The sequence below is a fragment of the Pseudomonas sp. LB3P14 genome (assembly GCF_054898045.1).
In genome coordinates this window covers 6,601,178-6,627,117 of the sequence record NZ_CM142714.1, presented here as the reverse complement: position 1 = coordinate 6,627,117, position 25,940 = coordinate 6,601,178, and the positions used below count along the sequence as shown (strand labels likewise).

Genomic DNA, 25,940 nt, shown 5'->3' with positions numbered 1-25,940 from the left:
CGTTGTTAACTATCGTCCCGCTCGCGGATGTATTCCTCGAGCAGCTTCTTCTCTTCTCCAGAAAGCGAGCGGCTTTCCAGAAGATCGGCGCGTCGTTCAAAGGTCCTACCAAGGGACTGCTGTAAACGCCAACGCCGGATGTGCGCGTGATTGCCACTTAGCAATACGTCGGGAACACGCTGATCCGCATACACCTCCGGTCGGGTGTAGTGCGGGCAATCCAGCAAACCATCCGTAAAGGAATCTTCCTCGGCGGAGTCCGCATGCCCTAAAGCTCCAGGCAGCAGTCGTGTAACCGCATCGATCAGGACCATCGCCGGCAGCTCGCCGCCAGACAGTACATAGTCGCCAATCGACCACTCTTCATCGACATGAGCTTCAATAAAACGCTCGTCAATGCCTTCATAGCGGCCGGCAATCAGGATCAATGCATCCGAATTCGCCAACTCGCGTACCGCCGACTGAGTCAGTTGACGGCCTTGGGGGGACAGGTAAATTACCTTCGCCGCCTCCCCGGCTGCTGCCTTGGCCTGAACCAACGCATCTTCCAGGGGCTTGATCTTCATCACCATGCCCGGACCACCGCCAAATGGGCGATCGTCCACAGTGTGATGTCGATCCGTCGTGTAGTCTCGCGGATTCCAACAGGTGAGCTGCAAGAGCCCCTGTTTCACCGCACGACTGGTGATGCCGTACTCGCTGATGGCGGAAAACATCTCGGGAAACAAACTGATCACTTCTACGCGCAAGTTAGCCACGCTTAGAAGTCCGCATCCCATTCCACCTTCATCTCGCCTGCGGCAAGGTCGACAACCAACACGCATTGCTCCGTATAGGGCAACAGGCGTTCGCGATCGTCCAGGCTGCCAGCGCAAGGCTTGACCACCATGACATCGTTCGAGCCAGTCTCTAGCAGGTGATCGATTTTCCCGAGCAGTTGCCCGAGTTGGTCGATGACCTTGAGACCTTCCAGCTGGTACCAGTAGTACTCGCCGTCGGTCAGATCTGGAAACAGGTTACGCGGCACGCAGATCTCATAACCGGCCAGAAGACGAGCTTCTTCACGATCATCGAGACCCTTGAGCTTTGTGACCAGAAACTTGCCGTTATGTACACGGCCGCTGACCAGCTCTACCTGCCGTACAACGCCTTCGCGCTTGAGCGTCCAGGTTTTGTAGTCCAACAGGTTTCCAATTGGATCAGTAAAGGAAAAAACCTTCACTTCGCCGCGAACACCATGAATCGAATAGATTTTGCCGATAACGATCAAATCATCAGCAATGGCTGGCGTCGCGTTCATATTGCTCAGGCCGCAGCCTTAGCAGCGTCCTTCAACAACTGAGCAACACGCTCAGAAGGTTGTGCACCAACGCTCAGCCAGTAGGCTACGCGCTCTTGGTTCACGGACAGACGAACTTCTTGACCACGAGCAACAGGGTTGAAGAAACCAACCTGTTCCTTGTGCGAACCGTCGCGCGGGTTGCGGCTGTCGGTTACGGTCAAGTGGTAAAACGGGCGCTTTTTGGAGCCGCCAAGGGCAAGACGGATTGTTAGCATGTGAACATCGTTCCTGTAGTCGGTGCTGCAAATCTAAAGGCACTGCGGGCATAGGTGCCCGAAAGGCCGCATATTCTAAGGAATATCCGGACTTTTGCAAATGTCTTTTTCCGGCGGTCTATCGGCCGCCATCCAGATTTGCTATAGAGCCGTCGTTGAAAACGGCCAGTCAGCTCCCGCCAAGTGCGGGTTTGCTGGAGATCCCACTTCCGTGTGGGTAGCGCAAGAGCAAGCCCTTGCGCGAATTCTTTGTGTCCAGTCTCGCCAATAATGCTCATATTTTGGCGAGTGACTGTTGACCTCAGGCAAGGCGCCGCGACGAGTCATAGCTGGCTATGGCGAGGAGCGGCAACGCAGCATGAGGTCAACAGGCGCCGCCAAAATTGAGCAGTATTGGCGTGACTGGACACTATATTTTCGGCATGCCGCCGCCGGGCAACATACCGCCCATGCCGCGCATCATTTTGGCCATTCCGCCTTTGGCGGAGAATTTCTTCATCATCTTCTGCATCTGCTTGTGCTGCTTGATCAAGCGACCGATGTCCTGCACCTGGGTGCCGGAACCCATGGCGATCCGGCGTTTGCGCGAACCGCTGATCATCTCAGGGTCGCGGCGCTCGGCCGGGGTCATGGAATTGATGATGGCTTCCATCTGCTTGAATTGTTTCTCTGCCGCGCCCTGGGCGTTGCCCATCTGCGCCAGGTTCATACCACCGATGTTCGGCAGTTTGTCCATGAGGCCGCCGAGGCCGCCCATGTTTTTCATCTGTTGCAGTTGATCGCGGAAGTCCTCGAGGTCGAAGCCCTTGCCCTTCTTCAACTTCTTGGCCAGTTTGTCGGCCTTGTCCTTGTCGAGGGTCTGTTCGGCCTGCTCGATCAGGCTGAGTACGTCGCCCATGCCGAGGATGCGCGAAGCAATACGCTCTGGATGGAACGGTTCGAGCGCTTCGCTCTTCTCGCCCATACCGATGAATTTGATCGGCTTGCCGGTGATGGCGCGGACCGACAGCGCAGCACCGCCACGGGCGTCGCCGTCGACTTTGGTCAGGATCACACCGGTCAGCGGCAGTGCATCGCCGAAGGCCTTGGCCGTATTGGCGGCGTCCTGACCGGTCATGGCGTCGACCACGAACAGCGTTTCGACCGGGTTGATCGCGGCGTGCAGTGCCTTGATCTCGCCCATCATCTCTTCGTCGATGTGCAGACGACCGGCGGTATCGACGATGACGACGTCGATGAATTTCAGTTTTGCTTCTTTAATAGCCGCTTGCGCGATGTCGACCGGCTTCTGGCTCAGGTCGGACGGGAAGAAGGTAACGCCGACTTCACCCGCGAGCATCTCCAGCTGTTTGATCGCTGCCGGACGGTAAACGTCTGCAGACACAACCATGACCGACTTCTTCTTGCGCTCTTTGAGGAAGCGCGCGAGTTTGCCGGCGGTGGTGGTTTTACCCGCGCCCTGCAAACCGGCCATCAGCACGACGGCAGGAGGAACGGCGCTCAGGTTCAGGTCTTCGTTGGCCGCGCCCATCAGGCTTTCGAGTTCGGCCTGGACGATTTTCACGAAGGCCTGGCCCGGCGTCAGGCTGCGCGACACCTCGGTGCCGACGGCGCGCTCCTTGACCGAGTTGACGAAGTCTTTCACCACCGGCAAGGCGACGTCAGCTTCGAGCAACGCCATGCGCACTTCACGCAGGGTGTCTTTGATGTTGTCCTCGGTCAGCTTGGCCTTGCCGGTGACATGGCGCAGCGTCTGCGAGAGACGGTCGGTTAAGTTTTCAAACATTGCGCGATCCTTTCAGGCCCTGTGTAGACCGGGATAATGGCGGCCCAGACCGGAATAAGCATGTGCTCGGCGAGCCTGCGGCGTGGGCAGGTCGCGGATTATAGCGAAGACTGCGTCTGGCGGACACCTCGTCGTCAGGTTGCATGGTCTTTCGTGCTGCGGGGGTTCTATGCCAAACTCAGCGCCTTTCGGGCTTGCCTAACAGGATTTATGCTCCCCTTGTCACCCAGCTTGCTAACTACCCTCGCCGCCGCCTGCTTATATGCCGCTGCGACCCTCTATCAGGGCACTCGTCTGGCCACCGGCGCCAAGGCGAACAAACGCCTGCTGGTCACGCTCGGCGTGCTTGCGGTGCTGGCTCACAGCGCCAGCCTGCTCACCCACCTGCTGACACCGATCGGCCTGGGCCTGGATTTTTTCAGCGCCGCCAGCCTGATTGCGGCCGCGGTGATTGCCCTGACGCTACTGGCCTGCTCGCGGATCCCGGTGGAGAACCTGCTTATATTGCTGTTCCCGCTCGGCGCCGCCACTGTGCTGCTCGCACAATTCGCCCCCGCTGGCACCGTCCAGATCATCGACGAAGAACCGGGCATCCTCGCCCACATCCTGCTGTCGATCCTCGCTTACGGCATGTTCACCATCGCGGTGTTCCAGGCGTTACTGCTGCTGGTTCAAGATCATCAGCTCAAGCACAAGCATCCGTCCGGCCTGATCAAGAACTTCCCGCCACTGCAAACCATGGAAAGCCTGCTGTTCGGCTTCCTCTGGGCCGGCTGGACCCTGCTGTCGCTGTCGCTGATCTCCGGCTGGCTGTTCGTCGACAACCTGTTCGCCCAGCACCTGGTGCACAAAACCTTGCTGGCGTGCCTCGCCTGGATCGTTTTCAGCGTGCTGCTCTGGGGCCGTAATCGCCTAGGCTGGCGCGGACACAAGGCCATTCGCTGGACCCTCGCCGGTTTCTGCCTGCTGATGCTGGCGTATTTCGGCAGTAAGCTGGTTCGTGAATACATCCTGCATATCTGACGGGCGGCATTAATGGACGACTTGCCCATAGGGCCGATGCTCGCGGTAGTGGCCCTGCTGATTTTATGGTCGGGGCTGTTTACCGCCATCGAAGTTGCACAACAGCACTTGCTCGCCCAGCGGACTGCTTCGCGTTCGAGCGACAAACCGGTGGCAAAGCTGAGATTTGCGCTCAATAGCCTGATCCTCTGCAACACCCTGTGCCGCGCACTGGTCGTGGTCATCAGCACATTGCTGGCGATTTTCACCTGGGCGGAAAACGGTCCATGGGTTGCCTGCCTCGGGGCTGGCGCCGTGCTTCTGGTGTTCGCCGACTACCTGCCGCGCACCCTCGCCGTTCGCTATCCGGACGCCGTCCTGGCCTTGGGCAACACCTTGCTTGGCGCGCCACTGAAAATCGTCTATCCCGCCGCCTGGTTGCTCAATGGCATAAGCCAGTTGCTGATGCGACCGTTCGCCCGCAAAGTCAAAGTGGTGCAGCAGAGCGAAGACGAGGCACCGAACGATAGGCACAACGATCACGAACACGCCGTCTGCCGCCCGCACCCGCTGTCAGGCATCCATGCGCTGGACAACATCACGGTCAACGACATTCTGGTGCCACGCAGTGACGTCGACGGGATCAACCTGGACGACTCCCTCTCAGAGATCATCGAGCAGCTTCTCGCCAATAAACGCACGCGCTTGCCGGTTTTCCACAGCGACATCAATCAGGTCGAGGCGGTGCTCAATACCCGACAGATCCGTCATCTGCTGTCCGACGCCAGCCTGACCCCAGAGGCACTGCTGGCAGCCTGTCATGAACCCTACTTCGTGCCGGAAAGCACCCCGTTGCAGCTGCAACTGTTGAATTTCCACAAACAACAGCGACGCCTGGGCATGGTGGTCGACGAGTACGGCGAAGTGCTCGGCATCGTGACCCTGGAAGACATTCTCGAAGAAATCGTCGGCGAGTTCGAAAGCCAGCACAGCCTGAAAAACCCGCACATCCATCCACAGGCGGATGGCCGTTTGGTGATCGAAGGTGCGGCGTCGATTCGCGAACTGAACAAGAGCCTCGGCTGGCACCTGCCCAGCGACGGTCCGAAAACCCTCAACGGGTTGGTGACCGAGGCGTTGGAGACGATTCCGGAAAGTGCGGTATGCCTGAAGATCGGGCGCTATCGCCTGGAGATTCTGGAGACCGAGGATAATCGCGTTACCCGGGTGTTGATCTGGCATACCAGTTCGACGCCTGCGATTGCCTCTATCCGTTAGATAGTTAAAAGATCGCAGCCTCGCTTCGCTCGACAGCTCCTACAGTTTGGAATGCGTTCCCTTGTAGGAGCTGTCGAGCGAAGCGAGGCTGCGATCTTTTTCAATATCTATGCCTTGTTCGATCGTTAGCCGCCTTTCTATAATCGAGCCGCTTACCCAAGCCCCGCCGAACCACGTGCTTACCCCGCACGCAGCAGGTTCCGGCCAGATCATCGACAATATCCGCACCACACAGACGACTGTTCCTACCTTGAACATCGGCCGCGCCTCACTCCCACATCCCTGGGTGTTCGACCATAATAATTCGCTCCACTGGGGCACATGACTGTCAGGGATAACCGCATGACGACCAGCACGACTTATAACGACACCGCACCTGCGCAACCGACGAACTCCGCCACCCGCGTGGCGACCGCGAGTTTCATCGGCACCGCTATCGAGTTCTACGACTTCTACGTCTATGCCACTGCCGTTGCGCTGGTGATTGGTCCGGTGTTCTTTCCGCAGACCTCCGGCACGGCCCAGATGCTGTCGGCGTTCCTCACCTTCGGCATCGCCTTCCTTGCTCGACCGCTGGGCTCGGCGCTGTTCGGCCATTTCGGTGACCGCATCGGGCGCAAATCGACACTGGTTGCCTCGCTGCTGCTGATGGGCGTGTGCACCACGCTGATCGGCGTGCTACCGGGTTACGACAGCATCGGGGCCTGGGCGCCGATTTTGCTCTGCGTGCTGCGCTTCGGCCAAGGCCTGGGACTGGGCGGTGAATGGGGCGGCGCTGCGCTCCTGGCGACGGAGAATGCGCCGAAGGGCAAACGCGCCTGGTTCGGCATGTTCCCGCAACTCGGCCCTTCTATTGGCTTTCTCGCGGCCAACGGCCTGTTTCTGACGCTGACAATGACCCTGAACGACGAGCAGTTCCGCTCATGGGGCTGGCGGATTCCTTTCCTGCTCAGTGCCGCGCTGGTGATGGTGGGTCTGTACGTGCGCCTCAAGCTTCACGAAACGCCGGTATTTGCCAACGCAATGGCTCGCCAGGAGCGGGTGAAGATCCCGCTGGTCGAGCTGCTCAGTCAATACTGGGCACCGATGCTGCTGGGCGCCGGATCGATGGTGGTGTGCTACGCGCTGTTCTATATCTCGACGGTGTTTTCGCTGAGCTATGGCGTATCGACGCTCGGCTACACCCGCGAAACCTTCCTCGCGCTGCTGTGCTTCGCTGTACTGTTCATGGCCGCTGCCACCCCGCTGTCGGCCTGGGCCAGTGACCGTTACGGGCGCAAACCGGTGCTGATCATCGGTGGCGTGCTGGCGATTTTGTCCGGATTCCTGATGGAACCGCTGCTGACCCAAGGTTCAACCTGGGGCGTGGCACTGTTCCTGTGCATCGAGCTGTTTCTGATGGGCGTGACGTTTGCACCGATGGGCGCAATGCTGCCGGAGCTGTTCCCAACTCACGTGCGTTATACCGGTGCGTCGGCGGCCTACAACCTGGGCGGCATTGTCGGGGCCTCGGCGGCACCGTTCTTCGCACAGAAGCTGGTGGCAATGGGCGGTTTGAGTTATGTCGGCGGGTATGTGTCGGGGGCGGCGGTGCTGAGCTTGATTGCTGTGCTGTGCCTGAAGGAAACGCGAAATAACGATTTGAATCGGGTCTCATAAGATCGTTCCCACGCTCTGCGTGGGAACGCCTCAACGGACGCTCCGCGTCCGCTTTTGGGACGCGGAGCGTCCCGGGCTGCATTCCCACGCAGAGCGTGGGAACGATCTGTGTAGCCCTACAGCTCTACTTTTACGGCTTGAGAAGCACGAGTCGCTTTAGCACGAGCCGCTTCAATCGACTCATCCCGCGCCAACGCCACACCCATCCGACGCTGACCATTCACCTCAGGCTTGCCGAACAGACGCAACGCCGTATCCGGCTCGCTCAACGCAGCCCCCAGATTGGCGAACGCCGTCTGAGTCGACTGCCCTTCCACCAGAATGACCGCCGAAGCCGAAGGCCCGAACTGACGGATCAACGGAATCGGCAAGCCCAAAATCGCCCGCGCGTGCAGCGCGAACTGCGACAGGTCCTGGGAAATCAGGGTGACCAGACCGGTGTCATGTGGACGCGGCGAGACTTCGCTGAACCAGACTTGATCACCTTTGATGAACAGCTCAACACCAAACAGACCACGTCCACCCAGGGCTTCAGTGACGGCTTTGGCAACGCGCTCGGATTCGGCCAGGGCAATCGGGCTCATGGCTTGTGGCTGCCAGGATTCCTGATAGTCGCCCTTCTCCTGACGGTGACCGACTGGCGCGCAGAACGTAGTGCCGCCGACGTGACGCACGGTCAACAGGGTGATTTCGTAGTCGAAGTCGATAAAGCCTTCGACGATCACGCGGCCTTTACCGGCACGGCCGCCTTCCTGAGCGTAATCCCAGGCAGTTTTCACATCATCGACGCTGCGCAGCAGGCTCTGGCCTTTGCCCGAGGAACTCATGACGGGCTTGACCACGCACGGGAAGCCCAGGTCCTGGACGGCCTTGCTGTAATCCTCAAAGGTGTCGGCGAAGTGGTACGGCGAGGTCGGCAGGTCCAGCTCTTCAGCGGCTAGGCGACGGATGCCTTCGCGGTTCATGGTCAGCTGTGCGGCGCGAGCGGTAGGGATGACGGTGAAGCCTTCGGCTTCCAGTTCCACGAGGGTCGCGGTGGCAATGGCTTCGATTTCCGGCACGATGAAGTGCGGCTTTTCGGCCTCGATCACGGCACGCAGGGCGGCGCCGTCGAGCATGTTGATCACATGGCTGCGATGGGCGACCTGCATGGCCGGCGCATTGGCATAGCGATCCACGGCAATCACTTCAACGCCCAGGCGTTGCAGCTCGATCACCACTTCCTTGCCCAACTCGCCACAGCCACACAGCAATACGCGGGTCGCGGTTGGCGACAATGGAGTTCCGATACGGGTCATCTCAGGTCCTCAAGAAGCGGATCATCGAGGGTCGCGGCGAAAATAGCCTGTGTGGCCAAGCGCGCTTCCCATGGGGAGAAAGCGCGGCATTTTACATGAACCGAGGGGTTTGGCTTTAACCGGGAATCGCGTTCTTGCGTAGACGCCAGGCCATTGCGATCCAGACGACGGTGACACCCGCGAACTTTGAGCCCATGGCGGTGAGGATCACGCCCGGGGTGAACGCATCGATCATGCCGAAGAAGATGAAGGTATCGAGGGGAATACTCAGGGCCGAACTTATCCACAGACGGTCGTGCAAGGGACGCTTGGTGATACTGAACACCAGCCAGTCGATGCATTCGGACACCGCGAACGCGGTGGCGCTGGCCAGGGCGATGGACGGATCGGACGTCACATAGGACAACACCAGCGCGGCCAGCATCGCCGCGATCGAGCCATGGCCGAAACGGGTTTGCACCATGTCGCGCAAAACGAACACTAAACCACCCCAGGCCGACCAGATGATGTCCAGATGCGGAGCGGTGGAAAAGGCGTAGTTGATCAGCACGACACTGCTGATGTAAGCGATCAGGAAGAGCATGGGGTGGCGGGATACCTGTCAATTTTGCGCACAGGGTACCGTAGGAGCTGACGAGTGCAACGAGGCTGCGATCTTTTGACGTTGTTTTTAAAGACAAGATCAAAAGATCGCAGCCTCGTTGCACTCGTCAGCTCCTACAGGTCTGGTGTTTTGCCTAGCATCCAGAGAAGGCCGCTGGACTTGGCCCGCTCATGACACAACCCCAACACCTTGCGCCGCTCCTCGTTATCCATCCGGCTCCAGCGAGTAATCTCTTCCACCGTGCGCTGACACCCGGTGCAAATGTCATCCTCGTCCAGCGCACAGATATTCACGCAGGGCGATCGAACCGGGCGTTCGGGCGTGTTCATTCTTCCTGCTCAACCAGATCGCGGGCATAACGTTGCGAGTTATGCACATAGTGAGCAGCGCTGGCCTCCAGCATTTTTTTCTGCTGCTCGGTCAGCTCACGCACCACTTTGCCTGGCGAGCCCATGACCAGCGAACCGTCTGGAATCTCCTTGCCCTCACCGATCAGCGAGTTGGCGCCAATGATGCAGTTCTTGCCGATTTTCGCGCCGTTAAGGATCACCGCGTTAATGCCGATCAGACTGTAATCACCCACCGTGCAGCCATGAAGCATGGCGTTATGGCCGATGGTCACGCCGGTGCCGATCGTCAGCGGGTAACCCATGTCGGTGTGCATTACCGTGCCGTCCTGGACGTTGCTGTTCTTGCCGATCAGGATCAATTCGTTGTCACCGCGCAGCACGGCGTTGAACCAGACGTTAGCGCCCTCTTCCAGTTTGACCTTGCCCACCAGCACGGCATTGGGTGCGACCCAGCTCTGCGGATGGGTTTCGACGCGGGCGTCGCCCAGGCGATATTTCATCATAATTGTCCTCAAGGCCAGGCAGGCTCACTTGGAAAAAGCAGGGTTCAGGCCATACCAGCGATGGCTTCAGGTGTTGATAAAAGTCTTGGGCGGCTGATGCAGGCTGATTTTGGCGTCATAGAGCAGGTTGATCAACTCGACGATCATAATCGCCGTGAGGCCCCAGATTTTGTACTCGCCATAGCGATAGCTCGGCACGTACCAACTCTGGCCCTGGTAATCGATGCGATGGGTGTGTTCGCGCGGATCCTTGCGGAAGAACTCCAGCGGTACGCTGAAGACTGCGGCAATCTCGGCGTCGTTGGCCTGGTACTCAACAAAGTCCGGAATCACACCGACATAGGGTGTGACCTTGATGCCATGCAGGGAGATCAACGGGCTCAGCGGGCCGATCACTTCGACCAGCCCCGGCGGCAGGCCAATTTCTTCCTGGGCCTCACGTAGCGCAGTGAAAATCAGGTCAGGGTCTTCAGGGTCACGTCGCCCACCGGGAAAGGCCACTTCACCGCCATGGGTCGAGAGCCCGCTGGCGCGCAGGGTCAGAACCAGTTCAGGTTCGTCACTGCGGGTGATGGGCACCAATACCGCGGCTTCGGGGAAACGTCGGTCGGTTTCCAGGGTTAGCGGCGTGTGGTTGCTTACCCGGTGAAGTAGCTCGTCCAGCATGAGTCTTCTCGATTTATTCTCTACCCCGCATCATGCACCAATCGAACCGACCGCCCAACCCCATAACCGCTGCATGTCGCTAAACGACAACTTGCCGACAGACACCGCCGCACGCCAAGATAGGCGCAGCATTCAGGAACCCAAGCATGAAATTTTGCAGTCAGTGCGGCAACCCGGTGACCCAGCGCATCCCAGAAGGCGATTCGCGCCTGCGTTTTGTCTGTGACAGCTGCCAGGCGATTCACTACCAGAACCCCAATATCGTCGCCGGTTGCGTGGCGACCTGGGGCTCCAAGGTCTTGCTGTGCCGACGCGCCATCGAGCCTCGGCTCGGTTATTGGACCCTGCCCGCCGGTTTCATGGAAAACGGTGAAACCATCGAGCAGGCGGCCATTCGCGAGACGGCCGAAGAAGCCTGTGCGCGGGTACGCAACCTGACCATCTATACGTTGATCGACGTGCCGCACATCAGCCAGGTACATGTGTTTTTCCGCGCAGAGCTGGTGGACCTGGATTTTGCCGCCGGTCCCGAGAGCCTGGAAGTGCAGCTTTTCGAAGAAGCCGACATCCCTTGGTCCGAGCTGGCTTTCCGCACAGTGGGCCGTACCTTAGAATGCTTCTTCGCTGACCGGCAGACCGAGGTCTACCCCGTGCGGTCCGAGTCGATCCCGCCGCTTGTTCAGCCTGCCATCACATAAAGCTCCTGGTTCTAAAATCACCTATAACTAAATAGTCGCGACACCTCTTAGGGATATCGTTTCAATGCGCTGGTTGCTTGCCCTGTTTTGCTTGGCGTTCGTCGCTGTCTCCCAGGCTTCCGTTGCGGAAACCCTGGACGGCAAAGTCATCGAAAAAATCCTGGTTCTCAAATCCGCCCATCAATTGCAATTGATCAATGACGGCAAGCCGCTCAAGACCTATCGCATTTCCTTGGGTAAACGCCCCAAGGGGCCAAAGCTGATGGAAGGCGACAAACGCACGCCGGAAGGTTTTTATTGGCTGGACTGGCGCAAGACCAGTGACCGTTTCAACCTGTCGATGCACATCTCCTACCCGAACATCAGCGACTCCGCCCGCGCCCGGCGCGAAGGTGTCGAGCCCGGTGGCATGATCATGATCCATGGCACCCCGGACACCGAAGAGAACCCCGAAAACCTGTTCCACACGCTGGACTGGACCGACGGCTGCATCGCCATGCGCAACATGGACATACGCGAAGTCTGGAATCTGGTGCCGGACGGCACGATGATCGAAATCCGTCCGTAACCCCCTCCTATGATCGTTCCCACGCTCTGCGTGGGAATGCAGCCCGGGACGCTCTGCGTCCCATCCAGAGCCGAACGCGGAGCGTCCGTTGAGGCATTCCCACGCAGAGCGTGGGAACGATCAGTAACGCTACCGTCGGTCTCCTTCGAAAAATAATTTCAATAGATCGCAGGCTGCGGCAACTCCTACAGGGTTGATACCACTCGTGCCCGCAAGATCTGCCGAAGGCAGCGATCTTTGCTTCCAAAACCCCCACCTCTAATACCACTTAAAACCAACCATGATTCCAACCATCCAGAAGGGCAAGCTTTTACGCGCCTTTAGCAAAGTGGTCTCATTGACATGGTATTTAAGTGGTATTAATTTCCCCTCACCACCGAGCGACAACAATCCTACATCCGCATCGGACCAAACCTACATGAATGATCTCCAGGCCCTACGCCCTGACGACACCCAGCCCACGCCGTTGTACTTGCAACTGGCGCGCAACCTGGAAGCGGCGATCCACGCCGGCCAGTGGAAAGCCGAACAGGCCATGCCGTCGGAGCGCAACCTCAGCGAAATGCTGGGCATCTCCCGCGTCACCGCGCGCAAGGCGTTGGAAGTGCTGTTCGAACAAGGGCTGATCCGGCGCAACCAAGGTTCCGGCACGTTTATCACCCCACGCCTGGAACAACCGCTGTCGCGCCTCTCGGGTTTCAGCGAAATGCTGCGGCTGAAGGGCTTCGTCCCCGGCTCCCAATGGCTGGAACGGGAAATCACTCCGCCGACCCACGAAGAACTGATCCGCCTCGGTCTCTCGCCGAACGACAAGGTCGCGCGCCTCAAACGTCTGCGCAAGGCCGACGACACGGTCATGGCGATCGAAATGAGCACCCTGCCCGCCTCGATCATTCCCAAGCCACAAGCGGTGGGCGACTCCCTCTACGAATACCTCGACAGCATTGGCAAGCCGGTTGTCCGCGCCCTGCAGCACATTCAGGCGATCAACGCCTCGGACGAATTCGCCGCCCTGGTGGGCATCGCCCCCGGCACCGCCATGCTGCTGATGACCCGGGTCGGCTACCTCGAAGACAACACGCCGATCGAAGTCACCGACACCTATTGCCGCAACGACTACTACGACTTTGTCGCAGAGCTCCGCAGATAAAGAGCTCCGTAGATAAAGAGCTTCGCCGCTAACCGAGAACCGATCATGTCCGAAGACAACATCCTAACCGCCCACGGCTGGGTTCGCGGCCGGCTGATTCATGAACACGGCAAGGTCGTGTCGATCGAAGGCCAACCGTGCGATCCAGCCGACAACGACCTGCCTTACCTGCTGCCGGGTTTTATCGACCTGCACGTTCATGGCGGTGGAGGCAAAGACATCATGGAAGGCGCAACCGCCTTCGAGACCATCACCAAAACCCACGTGCGTTTCGGCACGACGTCGATGCTGGCGACCACCATGACCGCGCCGCCTGCAGAAATTTCCAGCGTACTCAAAGCCGTTGGCGAATTCTGTTTACAGCGCCCGAAAGGCAGCGCCCGGGTGCTGGGCGTACATCTCGAAGGCCCGTACATCAACCCCGGCAAACTCGGCGCCCAACCGAATTTCGCCCACACCGCGTTGATGGCCGAAGTCGAAGAATACCTGGCCCTGGCGCCGATCCGGGTGATCACCATCGCCCCGGAAATCGCCGGCCACGATGCGTTGATCCGCGCCCTCAGCGATCGCGGCGTGCGCATGCAAATCGGCCACACGCTCGGCAGTTACGAGGAAGGCGTTGCTGCGCTTGCGGCCGGCGCCAGCAGTTTCACCCACCTCTACAACGCCATGAGCCCGCTGCACCACCGCGAGCCAGGCATCGTCGGCGCGGCACTGGCTCACGCCAAATACGCCGAATTGATTCCGGACTTACTGCACGTTCACCCCGGCGCCATCCGCGTGGCCTTGCGCTCGATCCCCTGCCTGTATTGCGTCACCGATTCCACTGCCGCCGCCGGCATGCCCGACGGTGAATACAAGCTTGGCAGCCACACCGTGACCAAATGCCTGGGTGGCGTGCGCTTGCCCGACGGCACGCTCGCCGGCAGCACCCTGACCATGGATCAGGCCCTGCGCAATCTGGTGAAGATCGGTTTGCCGATCGCCGAAGCCTCGCAACGTCTTTCGCAATTCCCCGCCGACTACCTCGGCATCACCGAACGCGGGCGCCTGCAACCTGGCAGCTGGGCTGACTGCGTGCGGCTGGATCGCTCACTCACACTGACCGCCGTCATGGTCGAAGGAGAAGACATTGACTTCAAAAATGCTTGAAGAGGCGCTGTCCTCGTGCGAGGCCGTGCACGCCCAACTGCAACAACTCGACCCACACATGATCGAGATCGCCGGGCGCCTGCGCCGTCAGCCACCGCAAGTGGCGATGACCGTCGCTCGCGGCAGCTCCGACCATGCCGCCAGTTACTTCGCCTACCTGACCATGCAGCAATTGGGCATTCCGGTGGCATCGTTGCCGATGTCGGTGGTGACCATGCAGCAAGCGCCGTTGAAGGTCAGCGGCCAAGTGGCGTTCGCCTTCTCGCAGTCTGGGCAAAGTCCCGATCTGGTGAACAGCATGCGTCTGCTGCGCAAGCGTGGCGCCCTGAGCATTTCGATGGTCAATGCCGAGAGTTCGCCGCTGGAGGCCGCGTGTGAGTTCAGCCTGCCGCTGTGTGCCGGCACCGAAAACAGCGTCGCGGCGACCAAGAGTTTTATCGCCACCCTCAGCGCCAGCGCCCGTCTGATCGGCCATTGGAAAGAGGATGTGGAATTACTGGAGGCCGGCCTCGCGCTGCCAGAAGGTTTGCGCGACGCGGCGAAACAGGACTGGAGTGTGGCCATCGACGCCCTGCGCGATTGCCAGCACCTGATGGTGATTGGCCGTGGCGCCGGTTTCGCCATCGCCCAGGAAGCCGCACTGAAATTCAAGGAAACTTCGGCAATCCAGGCTGAAGCCTTCAGTAGCGCCGAAGTACGTCACGGCCCGATGGCGCTGATCGACGAAAATTACCCGCTGCTGATCTTCGCCCCACGCGGTGCCGAGCAAGCCGGTTTGCTGAGCCTCGCCGCCGACATGCGCCAGCGTGGTGCTCGCGTCCTGCTGGCTGCGCCGGATGACGTCGTCGAACGCGACCTCACCCTGAGCCGCGCCGAACACCCGATGTTTGATCCAATCCTGGCGATCCAGAGTTTCTACGTCATGGCCGCCGGTTTGGCCGTGGCCCGAGGCATGGACCCGGACCAGCCGCGTCACCTCAGCAAAGTCACGCGCACCCACTAATTCGAATGGCAACCCGATCCCCCTGTAGGAGCGAGGCTTGCCCGAGAAGAAGTCACCGCGGTCTATCTGAATGACCGCGTTATCGTTCTTCGCGGGCAAGCCTCGCTCCTACAGAGACCGCGTTGATCCGAACTGTATTTTTAATGAGACCGAGCCATGCACAACAATAATAAAGAGCTGACCCTCAGCGCCCCGCTCAGCGGCCCGGTGCTCACGCTCGCCAAAGTCCCGGACCCGGTGTTCGCCAGCGGCGCCATGGGCGACGGGATCGCTATCGATCCGCTGAACGACACCCTCCACGCCCCGTGCGCCGGCGTCGTGGTGCACGTTGCCCGCACCGGCCACGCCGTCACCTTGCGTGCCGACAATGGTGCCGAATTGCTGCTGCACCTGGGCCTCGACACCGTCGAGTTGCAGGGCGAAGGCTTCTCGATGCTGGTCAACGAAGGTGCGCGGGTCAGCAACGGCCAACCGCTGTTGCGCTACGACCTGGACAAGGTCGCGCAGCAGTGTAAAAGCCTCGTCAGCTTGATGATCCTGACCAACAGCCAGGACTTCCAGGCGCGGCCGATCACGCTGAAGTCGGTGAAAGTTGGCGAGCCCTTGCTGCACATCATTCGTCGGCACGCGCCTGGCGCGCAGGCTGAAGCGGAGCTTTCGGGGGACGAAATTGTCGGCCACATTCGCATCGCCCATCGTGGCGGTCTGCATGCTCGCCCGGCGGCGCTGATTCGTCAGACAGCGCAAGGGTTCAAGAGCAAATCGCAGCTGCATTTCGCCGGAAAATCGGCGACCTGTGACAGCTTGATCGGGCTGATGAGCTTGGCCGTCGGCGAGCAAGACGAGGTTCAGGTCAGCTGCCAAGGCCCGGATGCTGAAGCGGCATTGCAAGCGTTGCTGATCGCCTTGTCCACAGCGCTGGCCGAAGACAGCCACGCCGCCGCGCCGACACCGTTTTCCCAGCGTAAACGGGCAGCCGAAGCGGGCGTTCTGCACGGCGTCTGCGCCGCTCCCGGTTTGGTGGCCGGGCCGTTATTTCGCTTGAACGCCATCAGCCTGCCGGTGGTCGCCGGCCACCATGATCCCGAGCAACAACGGCAAACCCTCGACACTGCACTGACCGTCGTGCGCAGCGAAATCGACAACACGCTGGCCCAAGCCAGGAAGCAAAAAAACACCGACGAAGAAGCGATCTTCGCCGCGCACCTCGCCTTGCTTCAAGACCCGGCGCTGCTGGACGCTGCGAACACGTCCATCGATCAAGGCATGGCCGCGACGCACGCGTGGAGTCAATCGATCGACGTGCAGTGCGAGGTTCTCCAGCAACTCGGCAGCCCGTTGTTGGCCGAACGCGCCAACGATCTGCGCGACCTCAAACAACGCGTGCTGCGCGCCTTGCTCGGCGAAACCTGGCACTACGACGTACCGGCCGGCGCGATCGTCGCCGCGCATGAACTGACGCCGTCCGACTTACTGCAACTGAGCCAGCAAGGTGTCGCCGGGTTGTGCATGGCCGAGGGCGGCGCAACTTCTCACGTCGCCATTCTCGCGCGCGGCAAAGGCTTGCCGTGCATGGTTGCACTGGGTTCGACGCTGCTGGATCAGGCGCAAGGCCAAGCGGTGGTGCTGGATGCCGACGGTGGTCGCCTCGAATTGGCGCCTTCTGCCGAACGCTTGGCCGAAGTGCATCAAGCGCAACTCGACCATCAGCAACGTCGCGCGCTTCAACAATCTCAAGCGCACACCAGTGCATTGACGCTCGACGGCCTGCAGATTGAAGTCGCCGCCAACGTGGCCTCCAGCGCTGAAGCGGCTGATGCGCTGGCCAATGGCGCCGACGGCGTCGGCCTGCTGCGTACCGAGTTCCTCTTCGTTGACCGCAACACCGCGCCGGACGAACAGGAACAGCGCGTCGCCTACCAGGCCGTGCTCGACGCCATGGGCGACAAGTCGGTGATCATCCGCACCATCGACGTCGGCGGTGACAAGCAACTCGATTACCTGCCGCTGCCGGTTGAGGCCAATCCGGTGCTGGGCTTGCGTGGCATTCGCCTGGCTCAGGTCCGTCCGGAACTGCTCGATCAGCAACTGCGCGCGCTGCTGCACGTCAGCCCGCTCTCCCGGTGTCGGATCCTGTTGCCGATGGTCACCGAAGTCGATGAGCTGCTGCACATCCGCCAGCGTCTCGACGCGTTGTGCACTGAACTCGGTGTGAGTGAGCGCCCGGAACTGGGCGTGATGATCGAAGTCCCCGCCGCCGCATTGCTGGCCGAGCAACTGGCCGAACACGCGGACTTCCTGTCCATCGGCACCAACGACTTGTCCCAATACACCCTGGCCATGGACCGCGACCACGCCGGCCTCGCCTCGCGGGTCGACGCCATGCACCCGGCATTGCTGCGATTGATCGCCCAGACCTGCGCCGGTGCTGCGGTGCATAACCGCTGGGTCGGCGTCTGCGGCGCACTCGCCTCTGATCCGTTGGCCACGCCGGTGCTGATTGGCTTGGGCGTCAGCGAGTTGTCGGTCAGCCCGGTGCAGATCGGTGAAATCAAGGATCGCGTGCGCCACCTCGACGCCGCCGAATGCCGACGCATCAGCCATGACCTGCTCACGTTGAGCAGCGCCAGTGCAGTGCGTCACGCCTGTCACCAGCAATGGCCTCTGAGCTGAACAACTACAACAGCTCTAAAACAAAAAGAACACAGGGAGAACCGCCATGTACCAATACTTCATCGAAGGCCTGCAGCGCCTCGGCCGCGCGCTGATGCTGCCGATCGCGATCCTGCCGATTGCCGGCCTGTTGCTGCGCCTCGGCGACACCGATCTGCTGAACATCGCGATTATCCACGACGCCGGCCAGGTGATCTTCGCCAACCTGGCGATGATCTTCGCCATCGGCATCGCGGTCGGTTTCGCCAAGGACAACAACGGCACGGCAGGCCTCGCCGGAGTGATTGGCTACCTGGTGATGATCTCCACCCTCAAGGTGCTCGACGCGAGCATCAACATGGGCATGCTCGCCGGGATCATCAGCGGCTTGATGGCTGGCGCGCTGTACAACCGCTTCAAAGACATCAAGTTGCCGGAGTACCTGGCGTTCTTTGGTGGTCGGCGCTTCGTGCCAATTGTCACCGGGTTCGCCGCCGTCGGCCTGGGCGTGATCTTTGGTCTGATCTGGCCGCCGATCCAGCACGGCATCAACAGCTTTGGCACGCTGATGATGGAGAGCGGCAGCTTCGGCGCGTTCGTCTTCGGCGTGTTCAACCGCCTGCTGATCGTCACCGGGCTGCATCACATCCTCAACAACATGGCGTGGTTCGTCTTCGGCAACTTCACCGACCCGACCACGGGCGCCATCGTCACCGGCGACTTGTCGCGCTACTTCGCGGGTGACCCGAAGGGCGGCCAGTTCATGACCGGCATGTTCCCGATGATGATCTTCGGCCTGCCCGCCGCATGCCTGGCGATGTACCGCAACGCCTTGCCGGAACGGCGCAAGGTGATGGGCGGGATCTTCCTGTCGATGGCGCTGACTTCGTTTTTGACGGGTGTGACGGAGCCGATCGAATTCGCCTTCATGTTCCTCGCGCCGCTGCTTTATCTCGTGCATGCGTTGCTGACCGGCCTGTCGATGGCGATCACCAACCTGCTGAACATTCACCTCGGGTTTACGTTTTCCGGTGGCTTCATCGACATGATTCTCGGCTGGGGTAAATCCACCAACGGCTGGTTGGTGATACCGGTCGGGCTGGCGTATGCGGTGATCTACTACGTGGTGTTTGATTTCTGCATTCGCCGCTTCAACCTCAAGACGCCGGGGCGCGAAGAGGTGCCGACGGGCGACAAGGTTGTGGTCGCCGAGAATGAGCGAGCCGGGGCTTACATTAAGGCATTGGGTGGTGCGCAGAATTTGATCACCGTGGGTGCGTGCACCACTCGGCTGCGGTTGGACATGGTGGATCGCAACAAGGCGTCGGATGCGGACTTGAAAGCGCTGGGTGCGATGGCGGTGGTTCGGCCGGGCAAGGGTGGGAGTTTGCAGGTAGTGGTCGGGCCGATGGCCGACAGCATTGCCGATGAGATTCGGCTGGCGATGCCGGCGTTGGGCCGCGCAGTCGTGTCCTCCCCCGCTGCTGCTGTCGATGCGCCGAAACCTGCGGCGGTGACGACGCCGCAAGCGCAGCAATGGCTGAAGGCGTTGGGCGGTGGCGAGAACGTGCTGCAGATGGATTGCATCGCCATGACCCGGATCCGACTGCAACTGGCGGATGGCAAGGCGTTGTCGGATGTGATTTGAAAACGCTGGGTTGCCAGGGCGTCAGCCAGTTGGATGGAGGGGTTTGGCACCTGCTGATTGGCGACAAGGCGCAGAGTTTGAGTGGGGCGCTGGAAGCGTTGGTTAATCGGAGTGAGGTGAGTGCCAAGGTTTAGATCTTGGTCCGATCGTTCCCACGCTCTGCGTGGGAATGCCGCCAGGGACGCTCCGCGTTCCGCTTCAAAATGTGACGCAGAGCGTCACGGGATGCATTCCCACGCAGAGCGTGGGAACGATCATTTCAGGCATAAAAAACCCGCTGATCTTCATCAGCGGGTTTCTCATTTCAGCAGCGGAAGATCAGAAATCCTCCAACCGCCACACCTCATAAGCCGGCGTCTCGTAGGGATGACTCTGCTTCAGAGCCAACACCACAGAACGAATCAACTCATCCGCCACGACAAGCTCAACCTTCCATTCCTCAACCTGCTCGACCTGCCCCGCCTCACCAATGAACGGCTGACTGCCGTCCAACGGGCGAAACTGGCCAAGGCCGAGTACTTGCCAGGCGCAATGGTCGTAAGCACCAATCCGTCCGCCACCCGCGGCGAACACAGCACTTTTGACCTGTTCCACATGACTGGCCGGAACAAAAAAGCTGAGCTTATACACGGCTCTTAATTCACCCACACACGAGCATTACGGAACATACGCATCCAAGGTGCGTCTTCGTTCCAGTCTTCCGAGCGCCACGAGTTCTGCACTGCGCGGAACACACGCTCCGGGTGCGGCATCATGATCGTCACGCGACCGTCACGGCTGGTCAAACCGGTGATCCCACGCGGCGAGCCGTTCGGGTTGGCCGGGTAGCTCTCGGTGACCTTGCCATGGTTGTCGACGAAACGCATCGCCACGCAACCCGACAGATCGGCTTCCAGCAACGCTTCTTCGCTGGCGAACTCGGCATGCCCTTCACCGTGTGCGATAGCGATCGGCATACGCGAACCGGCCATGCCTTGCAGGAAGATCGAGTTCGACTCCTGGACCTGAACCATCGCCACACGCGCTTCGAACTGCTCGGAACGGTTACGCACAAAGTGCGGCCAGAACTCGCTGCCCGGGATCAGCTCGTGCAGGTTGGACATCATCTGGCAACCGTTGCACACGCCGAGGGTGAAGCTGTCGTTACGTTCGAAGAAGCCCTGGAACGCATCGCGAGCGCGGCTGTTGAACAGCGCGGACTTGGCCCAGCCTTCGCCGGCGCCCAGTACGTCGCCGTAGGAGAAACCACCGCAGGCCACCAGACCTTTGAACTCATTCAGGTCGACACGGCCGGCCAGAATGTCGCTCATGTGCACGTCGATCGCGTTGAAACCGGCGCGGTCGAACGCGGCCGCCATTTCCACCTGACCGTTGACGCCCTGCTCACGCAGCACGGCAACTTGTGGGCGGATGCCTTTCTTGATGTAAGGCGCGGCGACGTCCTGGTTGACGTCGTAGCTCAGCTTGACACTCAGGCCAGGGTTGTCTTCTTCCAGCAGCACGTCGAACTCTTGTTCGGCGCAATCGGCGTTATCACGCAGACGCTGGATCTGGTAGCTGGTTTCAGCCCACTGACGTTGCAGCAGACGACGCTGACCTTCGAACACGGTTTCGCCGTTGAAGGTGATGTTGATCTGGCCGTTGTTCATTGGCTGACCGATCACCGACACGCACTCGCCCAAACCAGCAGCGCTGAACTGCGCGAGGATGTCCGGGGTAGCGTCCTGACGAACCTGGATCACAGCGCCCAGTTCTTCGTTGAACAGGATCGCGGCGATGTCGGCGGAGGTTTCTGCCATACCGTCGAGGTTCAGGCTCAGGCCGCAGTGGCCGGCGAACGCCATCTCCACCACGCTGGTCAGCAGACCACCGTCGGAACGGTCGTGGTAAGCCAGCAGGTGACCGTCGGCGTTGAGGCCCTGGATCACGGCGAAGAAGGCTTTGAGGTCTTCGGAGTCATCGACGTCCGGCGCTTGAGAGCCGAGCTTGCCGTGAACCTGGGCCAGGATCGAGGCGCCCATGCGGTTTTGGCCACGACCCAGATCGATCAGGATCAGGTCGGTGGTGCCCTTGTCCATGCGCAGTTCCGGCGTCAGGGTCTGACGGATGTCAGCCACAGGCGCGAAACCGGTCACGATCAGGGACATCGGCGACGTCACGGTCTTGTCGACGCCTTCGTCGCTCCAGCGGGTGGCCATGGACATGGAGTCCTTACCCACCGGAATGGTAATGCCCAGCTCAGGGCACAGTTCCATGCCGACCGCTTTCACGGTGTCGTACAGACGCGCGTCTTCACCTGGGTGACCGGCAGCGGACATCCAGTTCGCCGACAGTTTGATGTCGGAGATCTTGTTGATGCGCGAAGCGGCGATGTTGGTCAGGGTTTCGCCAATGGCCATACGGCCCGACGCCGGAGCGTCCAGCAGTGCCAGCGGAGTGCGCTCGCCCATGGCCATGGCTTCACCGGTGTAGACGTCGAAGCTGGTGGCGGTGACGGCAACGTCGGCCACCGGAACCTGCCACGGGCCGACCATCTGATCACGGGCAACGAGGCCGGTGATGGTGCGGTCGCCGATGGTGATCAGGAAGCTTTTGCTGGCCACGGCAGGGTGATGCAGAACGCGCTCGACGCAGTCGGCAATGTCCAGCGTGCTTGGATCGAAATCGTCACCCAGTTCGTTTTCGCGAACGGCCGAACGGTGCATGCGCGGGGCTTTGCCCAGCAGCACTTCCAGCGGCATGTCCACCGGGCTGTTGCCGAAGTGGCTGTCGGTGACCGTCAGTTGCGGCTCGGCAGTGGCTTCGCCGACGACGGCAAACGGGCAACGCTCACGTTCGCAGATCGCCTGGAAGCGTTCGAAGTCAGCCGGGCCGACCGCCAGAACGTAGCGTTCCTGGGATTCGTTACTCCAGATTTCGTGCGGGGCCATGCCCGGCTCGTCGTTTGGAATGTTGCGCAGTTCGAAGCGACCGCCACGGTTGCCGTCGTTGACCAGTTCCGGGAAGGCGTTGGACAGACCGCCCGCGCCCACGTCGTGGATGAAGCTGATCGGGTTGTGTTCACCCAACTGCCAGCAACGGTCGATGACTTCCTGGCAGCGACGTTCCATTTCAGGGTTTTCGCGTTGTACGGAAGCGAAGTCCAGGTCCGCCGAGCTGGTGCCGGTGGCCATGGAAGAAGCAGCGCCGCCGCCCAGACCGATCAACATCGCCGGGCCGCCGAGGACGATCAGCTTGGAGCCAACGGTGATCTCGCCTTTCTGCACGTGTTCGGCACGGATGTTACCCATGCCGCCGGCCAGCATGATCGGCTTGTGATAACCGCGAACTTCGTCGCCACGCGGGGTGGTGATCGACTGTTCGAAGGTCCGGAAGTAACCGGTCAGGGCCGGACGACCGAATTCGTTGTTGAACGCGGCGCCACCCAGTGGGCCTTCGATCATGATGTCCAGCGCGGTAACGATGCGCTCAGGCTTGCCGTACGGCACTTCCCACGGCTGTTCGAAACCCGGGATTTGCAGGTTGGACACGGTGAAACCAGTCAGGCCAGCCTTTGGCTTGGCGCCGCGACCGGTGGCACCTTCGTCGCGAATCTCGCCGCCGGAGCCGGTGGACGCGCCTGGGAACGGGGCAATCGCAGTCGGGTGGTTGTGAGTTTCGACTTTCATCAGGATGTGCACCGGTTCCTGCACCGCGCCGTACTGGCGGGTTTCAGGGTCCGGGAAGAAACGGCCGGCGACGTTGCCGACGATGACCGAAGCGTTGTCCTTATAAGCCGACAGAACGCCTTCGCTGTGCATCACGTAGGTGTTCTTGATCATGCCGAACAGGCTTTTTTCCTGGCTCTGACCGTCGATGTCCCAACTGGCGTTGAAGATCTTGTGACGGCAGTGCTCGGAGTTCGCCTGGGCGAACATCATCAGTTCGATGTCGTGCGGGTTGCGCTTCAAGCCGACGAAGGCGTTGACCAGGTAGTCGATCTCGTCTTCGGCAAGAGCCAGGCCCAGCTCGGTGTTGGCCTTTTCCAGCGCGGCGCGGCCGCCACCCAAGACGTCGATCGCGGTCAGCGGTTTCGGCTCGGCGTGGCTGAACAGGCCGGCGGCTTGTTCGAGGTTGCCCAATACGATCTGGGTCATGCGGTCGTGGAGCGCATCGGAGATGAGCTGCGCTTCGGCGTCGCTGAACTGGCCGGCGACGTAGAAAGCAATGCCGCGCTCCAGGCGCTGGATTTTCGTCAGGCCGCAGTTGCGAGCGATGTCGCTGGCTTTACTGGACCACGGCGAGATGGTGCCGAAACGCGGCAACACCAGGAATAGACGACCGGTCGGCTCTTGTACCGGAACACTTGGGCCGTACTTCAGAAGGCGCGCGAGCACCTGCTGTTCGTCGCCGGTCAGGACGCCAGTGACTTCGGCGAAGTGAGCGAATTCAGCATACAGGCCGCTGACAGCCGGGACCTTCTGGCTCAGTTGCTCAAGGAGTTTGCTGTGGCGAAAGGCAGAAAGGGCAGGAGCGCCGCGCAGGATCAACATCTTCGGGACAGCCTCGGGAAGGGGTGTGCTTTGAGGCCGTGCATTCTAGCCTAAACAGCCCGCGACATCACCCGAAACGGTACGGGCGGCTGCACCCGGGCGTCGGGTCGGGTGTTTGGGCCTGAAACAGGGGGGCGCCAGGGGTTATTTTTGCTGTCACACATTAGCGTCCGAGCCCATTCCTGCGGGCTTCACGCAGGTTTATCGCTCTCTAGCAGACAAGCCCTTCGCTGTCGAGATATGGCGCTCGTGGTCCTTTGCGTATACTGCGCAGATGTTTTCCCCAACGGCTTTGCGTCCGCGGTACGCCAAATGGCTGATCGCAACCGGACTCTTCCTGATGCTCAGTGGCTGTGTTGATAAACCCAACACGCTGGAGCGCGTAAAGGAGGATGGCGTGCTGCGGGTGGTTACCCGTAACAGCCCCGCCACCTACTTTCAGGATCGCAACGGTGAAACCGGCTTCGAATACGAGCTGGTGAAGCGCTTCGCCGACGATCTGGGGGTGGAACTCAAAATCGAAACCGCCGACAACCTCGACGACCTGTTTGATCAGGTGGGCAAACCCAACGGCCCAGTGATCGCTGCTGCCGGCCTGGTCAGCAGCGAAGTACGCAAAAAGCAGGTACGGTTTTCCCACTCCTATCTCGAAGTCACCCCGCAGATCATCTATCGCAACGGCCAATCGCGGCCGACCGACGCGAAGGATCTGGTGGGTAAGAAGATCATGGTGCTCAAGGGCAGCACCCACGCCGAGCAATTGGCGGAGCTGAAAAAGAAATACCCCGGCATTGATTACGAAGAGTCCGACGCCGTTGAAGTCGTCGACCTGCTGCGGATGGTCGATGAAGGCCAGATTGATCTGACCCTGGTCGACTCAAACGAAGTGGCGATGAACCAGGTCTACTTCCCCAACGTGCGGGTAGCCTTTGACCTCGGTGACGCCAGCAACCAGAGCTGGGCAGTGGCCGCCGGCGACGACAACAGCTTGCTCAACGAGATCAACGCCTACCTCGACAAGGTGAAGAAGAACGGCACTCTGCAACGTCTGAAAGACCGCTATTACGGGCACGTCGATGTTCTCGGCTACATGGGCGCCTATACCTTCGCCCAGCACTTGCAGCAACGGCTGCCCAAGTACGAGAAGCACTTCAAGGCTTACGCCAAGGAAGAGAAAGTCGACTGGCGTCTGCTGGCAGCGATCGGCTATCAGGAGTCCCTGTGGCAACCGGCCGTCACGTCGAAGACCGGCGTGCGCGGCCTGATGATGCTGACCCAGAACACCGCGCAGGCCATGGGCGTCTCCAATCGACTGGACCCCAAACAAAGCATCATGGGCGGCGCCAAGTACCTGGCCTACATGAAGGATCAGCTGGATGAGTCGATCCAGGAGCCGGATCGCACATGGTTTGCACTGGCGGCCTACAACGTAGGCAGCGGTCACCTGGATGACGCACGCAAACTGGCGGCCAAGGAAGGATTGAACCCGGACAAGTGGCTGGACGTGAAAAAGATCCTGCCGCGCCTGTCCGAGAAGAAGTGGTTCAGCAAAACCCGTTACGGCTACGCCCGTGGCGGCGAACCCGTTCACTTCGTGGCGAACATCCGCCGCTACTACGACATCCTGACATGGGTTACGCAGCCGCAGCTTGAAGGCAATCAGGTCGCCGAGGGCAACCTGCATGTGCCAGGGGTCGACAAGACCAAGCCGAATCAGGAAACCCCACAGCTCTGACACTGATCGTTCCCACGCTCCGCGTGGGAATGCCGCCAGGGACGCTCCGCGTTCCGCTTCAAGAGCTTGACGCGGAGCGTCAGGGGATGCATTCCCACG

22 protein-coding genes and 1 pseudogene are annotated in these 25,940 nt (G+C 60.4%); 11 read left to right on the top strand and 12 right to left on the bottom strand.

What is annotated here, in order from left to right; all coding sequences use genetic code 11:
- Positions 1-5: 5 nt before the first annotated feature.
- The 4 genes from trmD to ffh all read right to left on the bottom strand — a co-directional run bounded on the left by trmD (position 6) and on the right by ffh (position 3,343).
- Positions 6-779 (bottom strand): tRNA (guanosine(37)-N1)-methyltransferase TrmD, encoded by a 774-nt coding sequence (gene trmD, locus ACYZT5_RS30425; protein WP_282377051.1) that lies wholly within the window; start codon positions 777-779, stop codon positions 6-8.
- Positions 761-1,300 (bottom strand): ribosome maturation factor RimM, encoded by a 540-nt coding sequence (gene rimM, locus ACYZT5_RS30420; protein WP_282377052.1) that lies wholly within the window; start codon positions 1,298-1,300, stop codon positions 761-763. The genes trmD and rimM overlap by 19 nt, the downstream gene beginning before the upstream one ends.
- A 5-nt stretch (positions 1,301-1,305) precedes the next feature.
- Positions 1,306-1,557, bottom strand: a complete 252-nt coding sequence (rpsP, locus tag ACYZT5_RS30415; RefSeq protein ID WP_007944872.1) for a 30S ribosomal protein S16 — start codon at positions 1,555-1,557, stop codon at positions 1,306-1,308.
- A gap of 409 nt (positions 1,558-1,966) precedes the next feature.
- The gene (gene ffh / locus ACYZT5_RS30410) at positions 1,967-3,343 is read right to left on the bottom strand and encodes a signal recognition particle protein (RefSeq protein WP_462048622.1); all 1,377 of its coding nucleotides are present in this window, start codon (positions 3,341-3,343) and stop codon (positions 1,967-1,969) included.
- Positions 3,344-3,553: 210 nt separating this feature from the next.
- Between ffh and ACYZT5_RS30405 the strand changes: the two genes are divergently transcribed.
- Both ACYZT5_RS30405 and ACYZT5_RS30400 read left to right on the top strand, forming a co-directional pair.
- Positions 3,554-4,366 carry a cytochrome C assembly family protein gene (locus ACYZT5_RS30405; RefSeq protein ID WP_462048621.1) on the top strand — a complete coding sequence of 271 codons (813 nt, stop codon included), beginning with the start codon at positions 3,554-3,556 and terminating at the stop codon, positions 4,364-4,366.
- A 12-nt stretch (positions 4,367-4,378) separates the two neighbouring features.
- A complete protein-coding gene (locus ACYZT5_RS30400; RefSeq protein ID WP_462048620.1) occupies positions 4,379-5,623 on the top strand; it encodes a transporter associated domain-containing protein in 1,245 nt (414 codons plus the stop codon).
- A 39-nt stretch (positions 5,624-5,662) separates the two neighbouring features.
- Here the strand turns inward: ACYZT5_RS30400 and ACYZT5_RS30395 are convergent, their stop codons facing one another.
- Positions 5,663-5,881, bottom strand: coding sequence for a hypothetical protein (locus ACYZT5_RS30395; RefSeq protein WP_462048619.1), 219 nt, complete (start codon positions 5,879-5,881; stop codon positions 5,663-5,665).
- An 84-nt stretch (positions 5,882-5,965) separates the two neighbouring features.
- Between ACYZT5_RS30395 and ACYZT5_RS30390 the strand changes: the two genes are divergently transcribed.
- Complete coding sequence (locus ACYZT5_RS30390; protein ID WP_462048618.1) at positions 5,966-7,282, top strand: MFS transporter; 1,317 nt, start codon at positions 5,966-5,968, stop codon at positions 7,280-7,282.
- Positions 7,283-7,398: 116 nt separating this feature from the next.
- Here the strand turns inward: ACYZT5_RS30390 and purT are convergent, their stop codons facing one another.
- From purT to ACYZT5_RS30365, 5 genes are all read right to left on the bottom strand, one after another.
- Positions 7,399-8,580: a formate-dependent phosphoribosylglycinamide formyltransferase gene (purT, locus tag ACYZT5_RS30385; RefSeq protein ID WP_462048617.1), complete on the bottom strand. Its 1,182-nt coding sequence runs from the start codon at positions 8,578-8,580 to the stop codon at positions 7,399-7,401.
- A 115-nt stretch (positions 8,581-8,695) separates the two neighbouring features.
- Positions 8,696-9,163, bottom strand: a complete 468-nt coding sequence (locus ACYZT5_RS30380; RefSeq protein WP_462048616.1) for a preQ0 transporter — start codon at positions 9,161-9,163, stop codon at positions 8,696-8,698.
- Positions 9,164-9,297: 134 nt separating this feature from the next.
- Positions 9,298-9,513 carry a DUF1289 domain-containing protein gene (locus tag ACYZT5_RS30375; protein ID WP_462048615.1) on the bottom strand — a complete coding sequence of 72 codons (216 nt, stop codon included), beginning with the start codon at positions 9,511-9,513 and terminating at the stop codon, positions 9,298-9,300.
- Entirely contained in the window at positions 9,510-10,034 is a 525-nt protein-coding gene (locus tag ACYZT5_RS30370; protein ID WP_007944857.1) for a gamma carbonic anhydrase family protein, read from the bottom strand. Before ACYZT5_RS30370 ends, ACYZT5_RS30375 begins: the two co-directional genes overlap by 4 nt.
- A 69-nt stretch (positions 10,035-10,103) precedes the next feature.
- Positions 10,104-10,703, bottom strand: a complete 600-nt coding sequence (locus ACYZT5_RS30365) for a CoA pyrophosphatase (protein ID WP_462048614.1) — start codon at positions 10,701-10,703, stop codon at positions 10,104-10,106.
- Positions 10,704-10,849: 146 nt separating this feature from the next.
- On the opposite strand from ACYZT5_RS30365, the gene ACYZT5_RS30360 reads away from it, so the two are divergent.
- The 7 genes and pseudogenes from ACYZT5_RS30360 to nagE all read left to right on the top strand — a co-directional run bounded on the left by ACYZT5_RS30360 (position 10,850) and on the right by nagE (position 19,708).
- Entirely contained in the window at positions 10,850-11,401 is a 552-nt protein-coding gene (locus ACYZT5_RS30360; protein ID WP_462048613.1) for an NUDIX hydrolase, read from the top strand.
- Positions 11,402-11,465: 64 nt separating this feature from the next.
- Positions 11,466-11,969: a L,D-transpeptidase family protein gene (locus ACYZT5_RS30355; RefSeq protein ID WP_462048612.1), complete on the top strand. Its 504-nt coding sequence runs from the start codon at positions 11,466-11,468 to the stop codon at positions 11,967-11,969.
- Positions 11,970-12,387: 418 nt separating this feature from the next.
- Positions 12,388-13,119, top strand: coding sequence for a GntR family transcriptional regulator (locus ACYZT5_RS30350; RefSeq protein ID WP_462048611.1), 732 nt, complete (start codon positions 12,388-12,390; stop codon positions 13,117-13,119).
- A 45-nt stretch (positions 13,120-13,164) separates the two neighbouring features.
- Positions 13,165-14,271: an N-acetylglucosamine-6-phosphate deacetylase gene (nagA, locus tag ACYZT5_RS30345; RefSeq protein WP_462048610.1), complete on the top strand. Its 1,107-nt coding sequence runs from the start codon at positions 13,165-13,167 to the stop codon at positions 14,269-14,271.
- The gene (locus ACYZT5_RS30340; protein WP_462052335.1) at positions 14,264-15,274 is read left to right on the top strand and encodes an SIS domain-containing protein; all 1,011 of its coding nucleotides are present in this window, start codon (positions 14,264-14,266) and stop codon (positions 15,272-15,274) included. The genes nagA and ACYZT5_RS30340 overlap by 8 nt, the downstream gene beginning before the upstream one ends.
- Before the next feature lie 156 nt (positions 15,275-15,430).
- Complete coding sequence (ptsP, locus tag ACYZT5_RS30335; protein WP_462048609.1) at positions 15,431-17,947, top strand: phosphoenolpyruvate--protein phosphotransferase; 2,517 nt, start codon at positions 15,431-15,433, stop codon at positions 17,945-17,947.
- 46 nt (positions 17,948-17,993) lie between these two features.
- Positions 17,994-19,708: pseudogene (nagE, locus tag ACYZT5_RS30330) on the top strand (N-acetylglucosamine-specific PTS transporter subunit IIBC).
- A gap of 184 nt (positions 19,709-19,892) precedes the next feature.
- Here the strand turns inward: nagE and ACYZT5_RS30325 are convergent.
- A complete protein-coding gene (locus tag ACYZT5_RS30325; protein ID WP_462048608.1) occupies positions 19,893-20,204 on the bottom strand; it encodes an NGG1p interacting factor NIF3 in 312 nt (103 codons plus the stop codon).
- A 5-nt stretch (positions 20,205-20,209) separates the two neighbouring features.
- Complete coding sequence (gene purL / locus ACYZT5_RS30320) at positions 20,210-24,106, bottom strand: phosphoribosylformylglycinamidine synthase (protein WP_462048607.1); 3,897 nt, start codon at positions 24,104-24,106, stop codon at positions 20,210-20,212.
- A gap of 274 nt (positions 24,107-24,380) precedes the next feature.
- Between purL and mltF the strand changes: the two genes are divergently transcribed.
- Positions 24,381-25,841: a membrane-bound lytic murein transglycosylase MltF gene (mltF, locus tag ACYZT5_RS30315; protein WP_462048606.1), complete on the top strand. Its 1,461-nt coding sequence runs from the start codon at positions 24,381-24,383 to the stop codon at positions 25,839-25,841.
- The last annotated feature ends 99 nt before the right edge of the window (positions 25,842-25,940 follow it).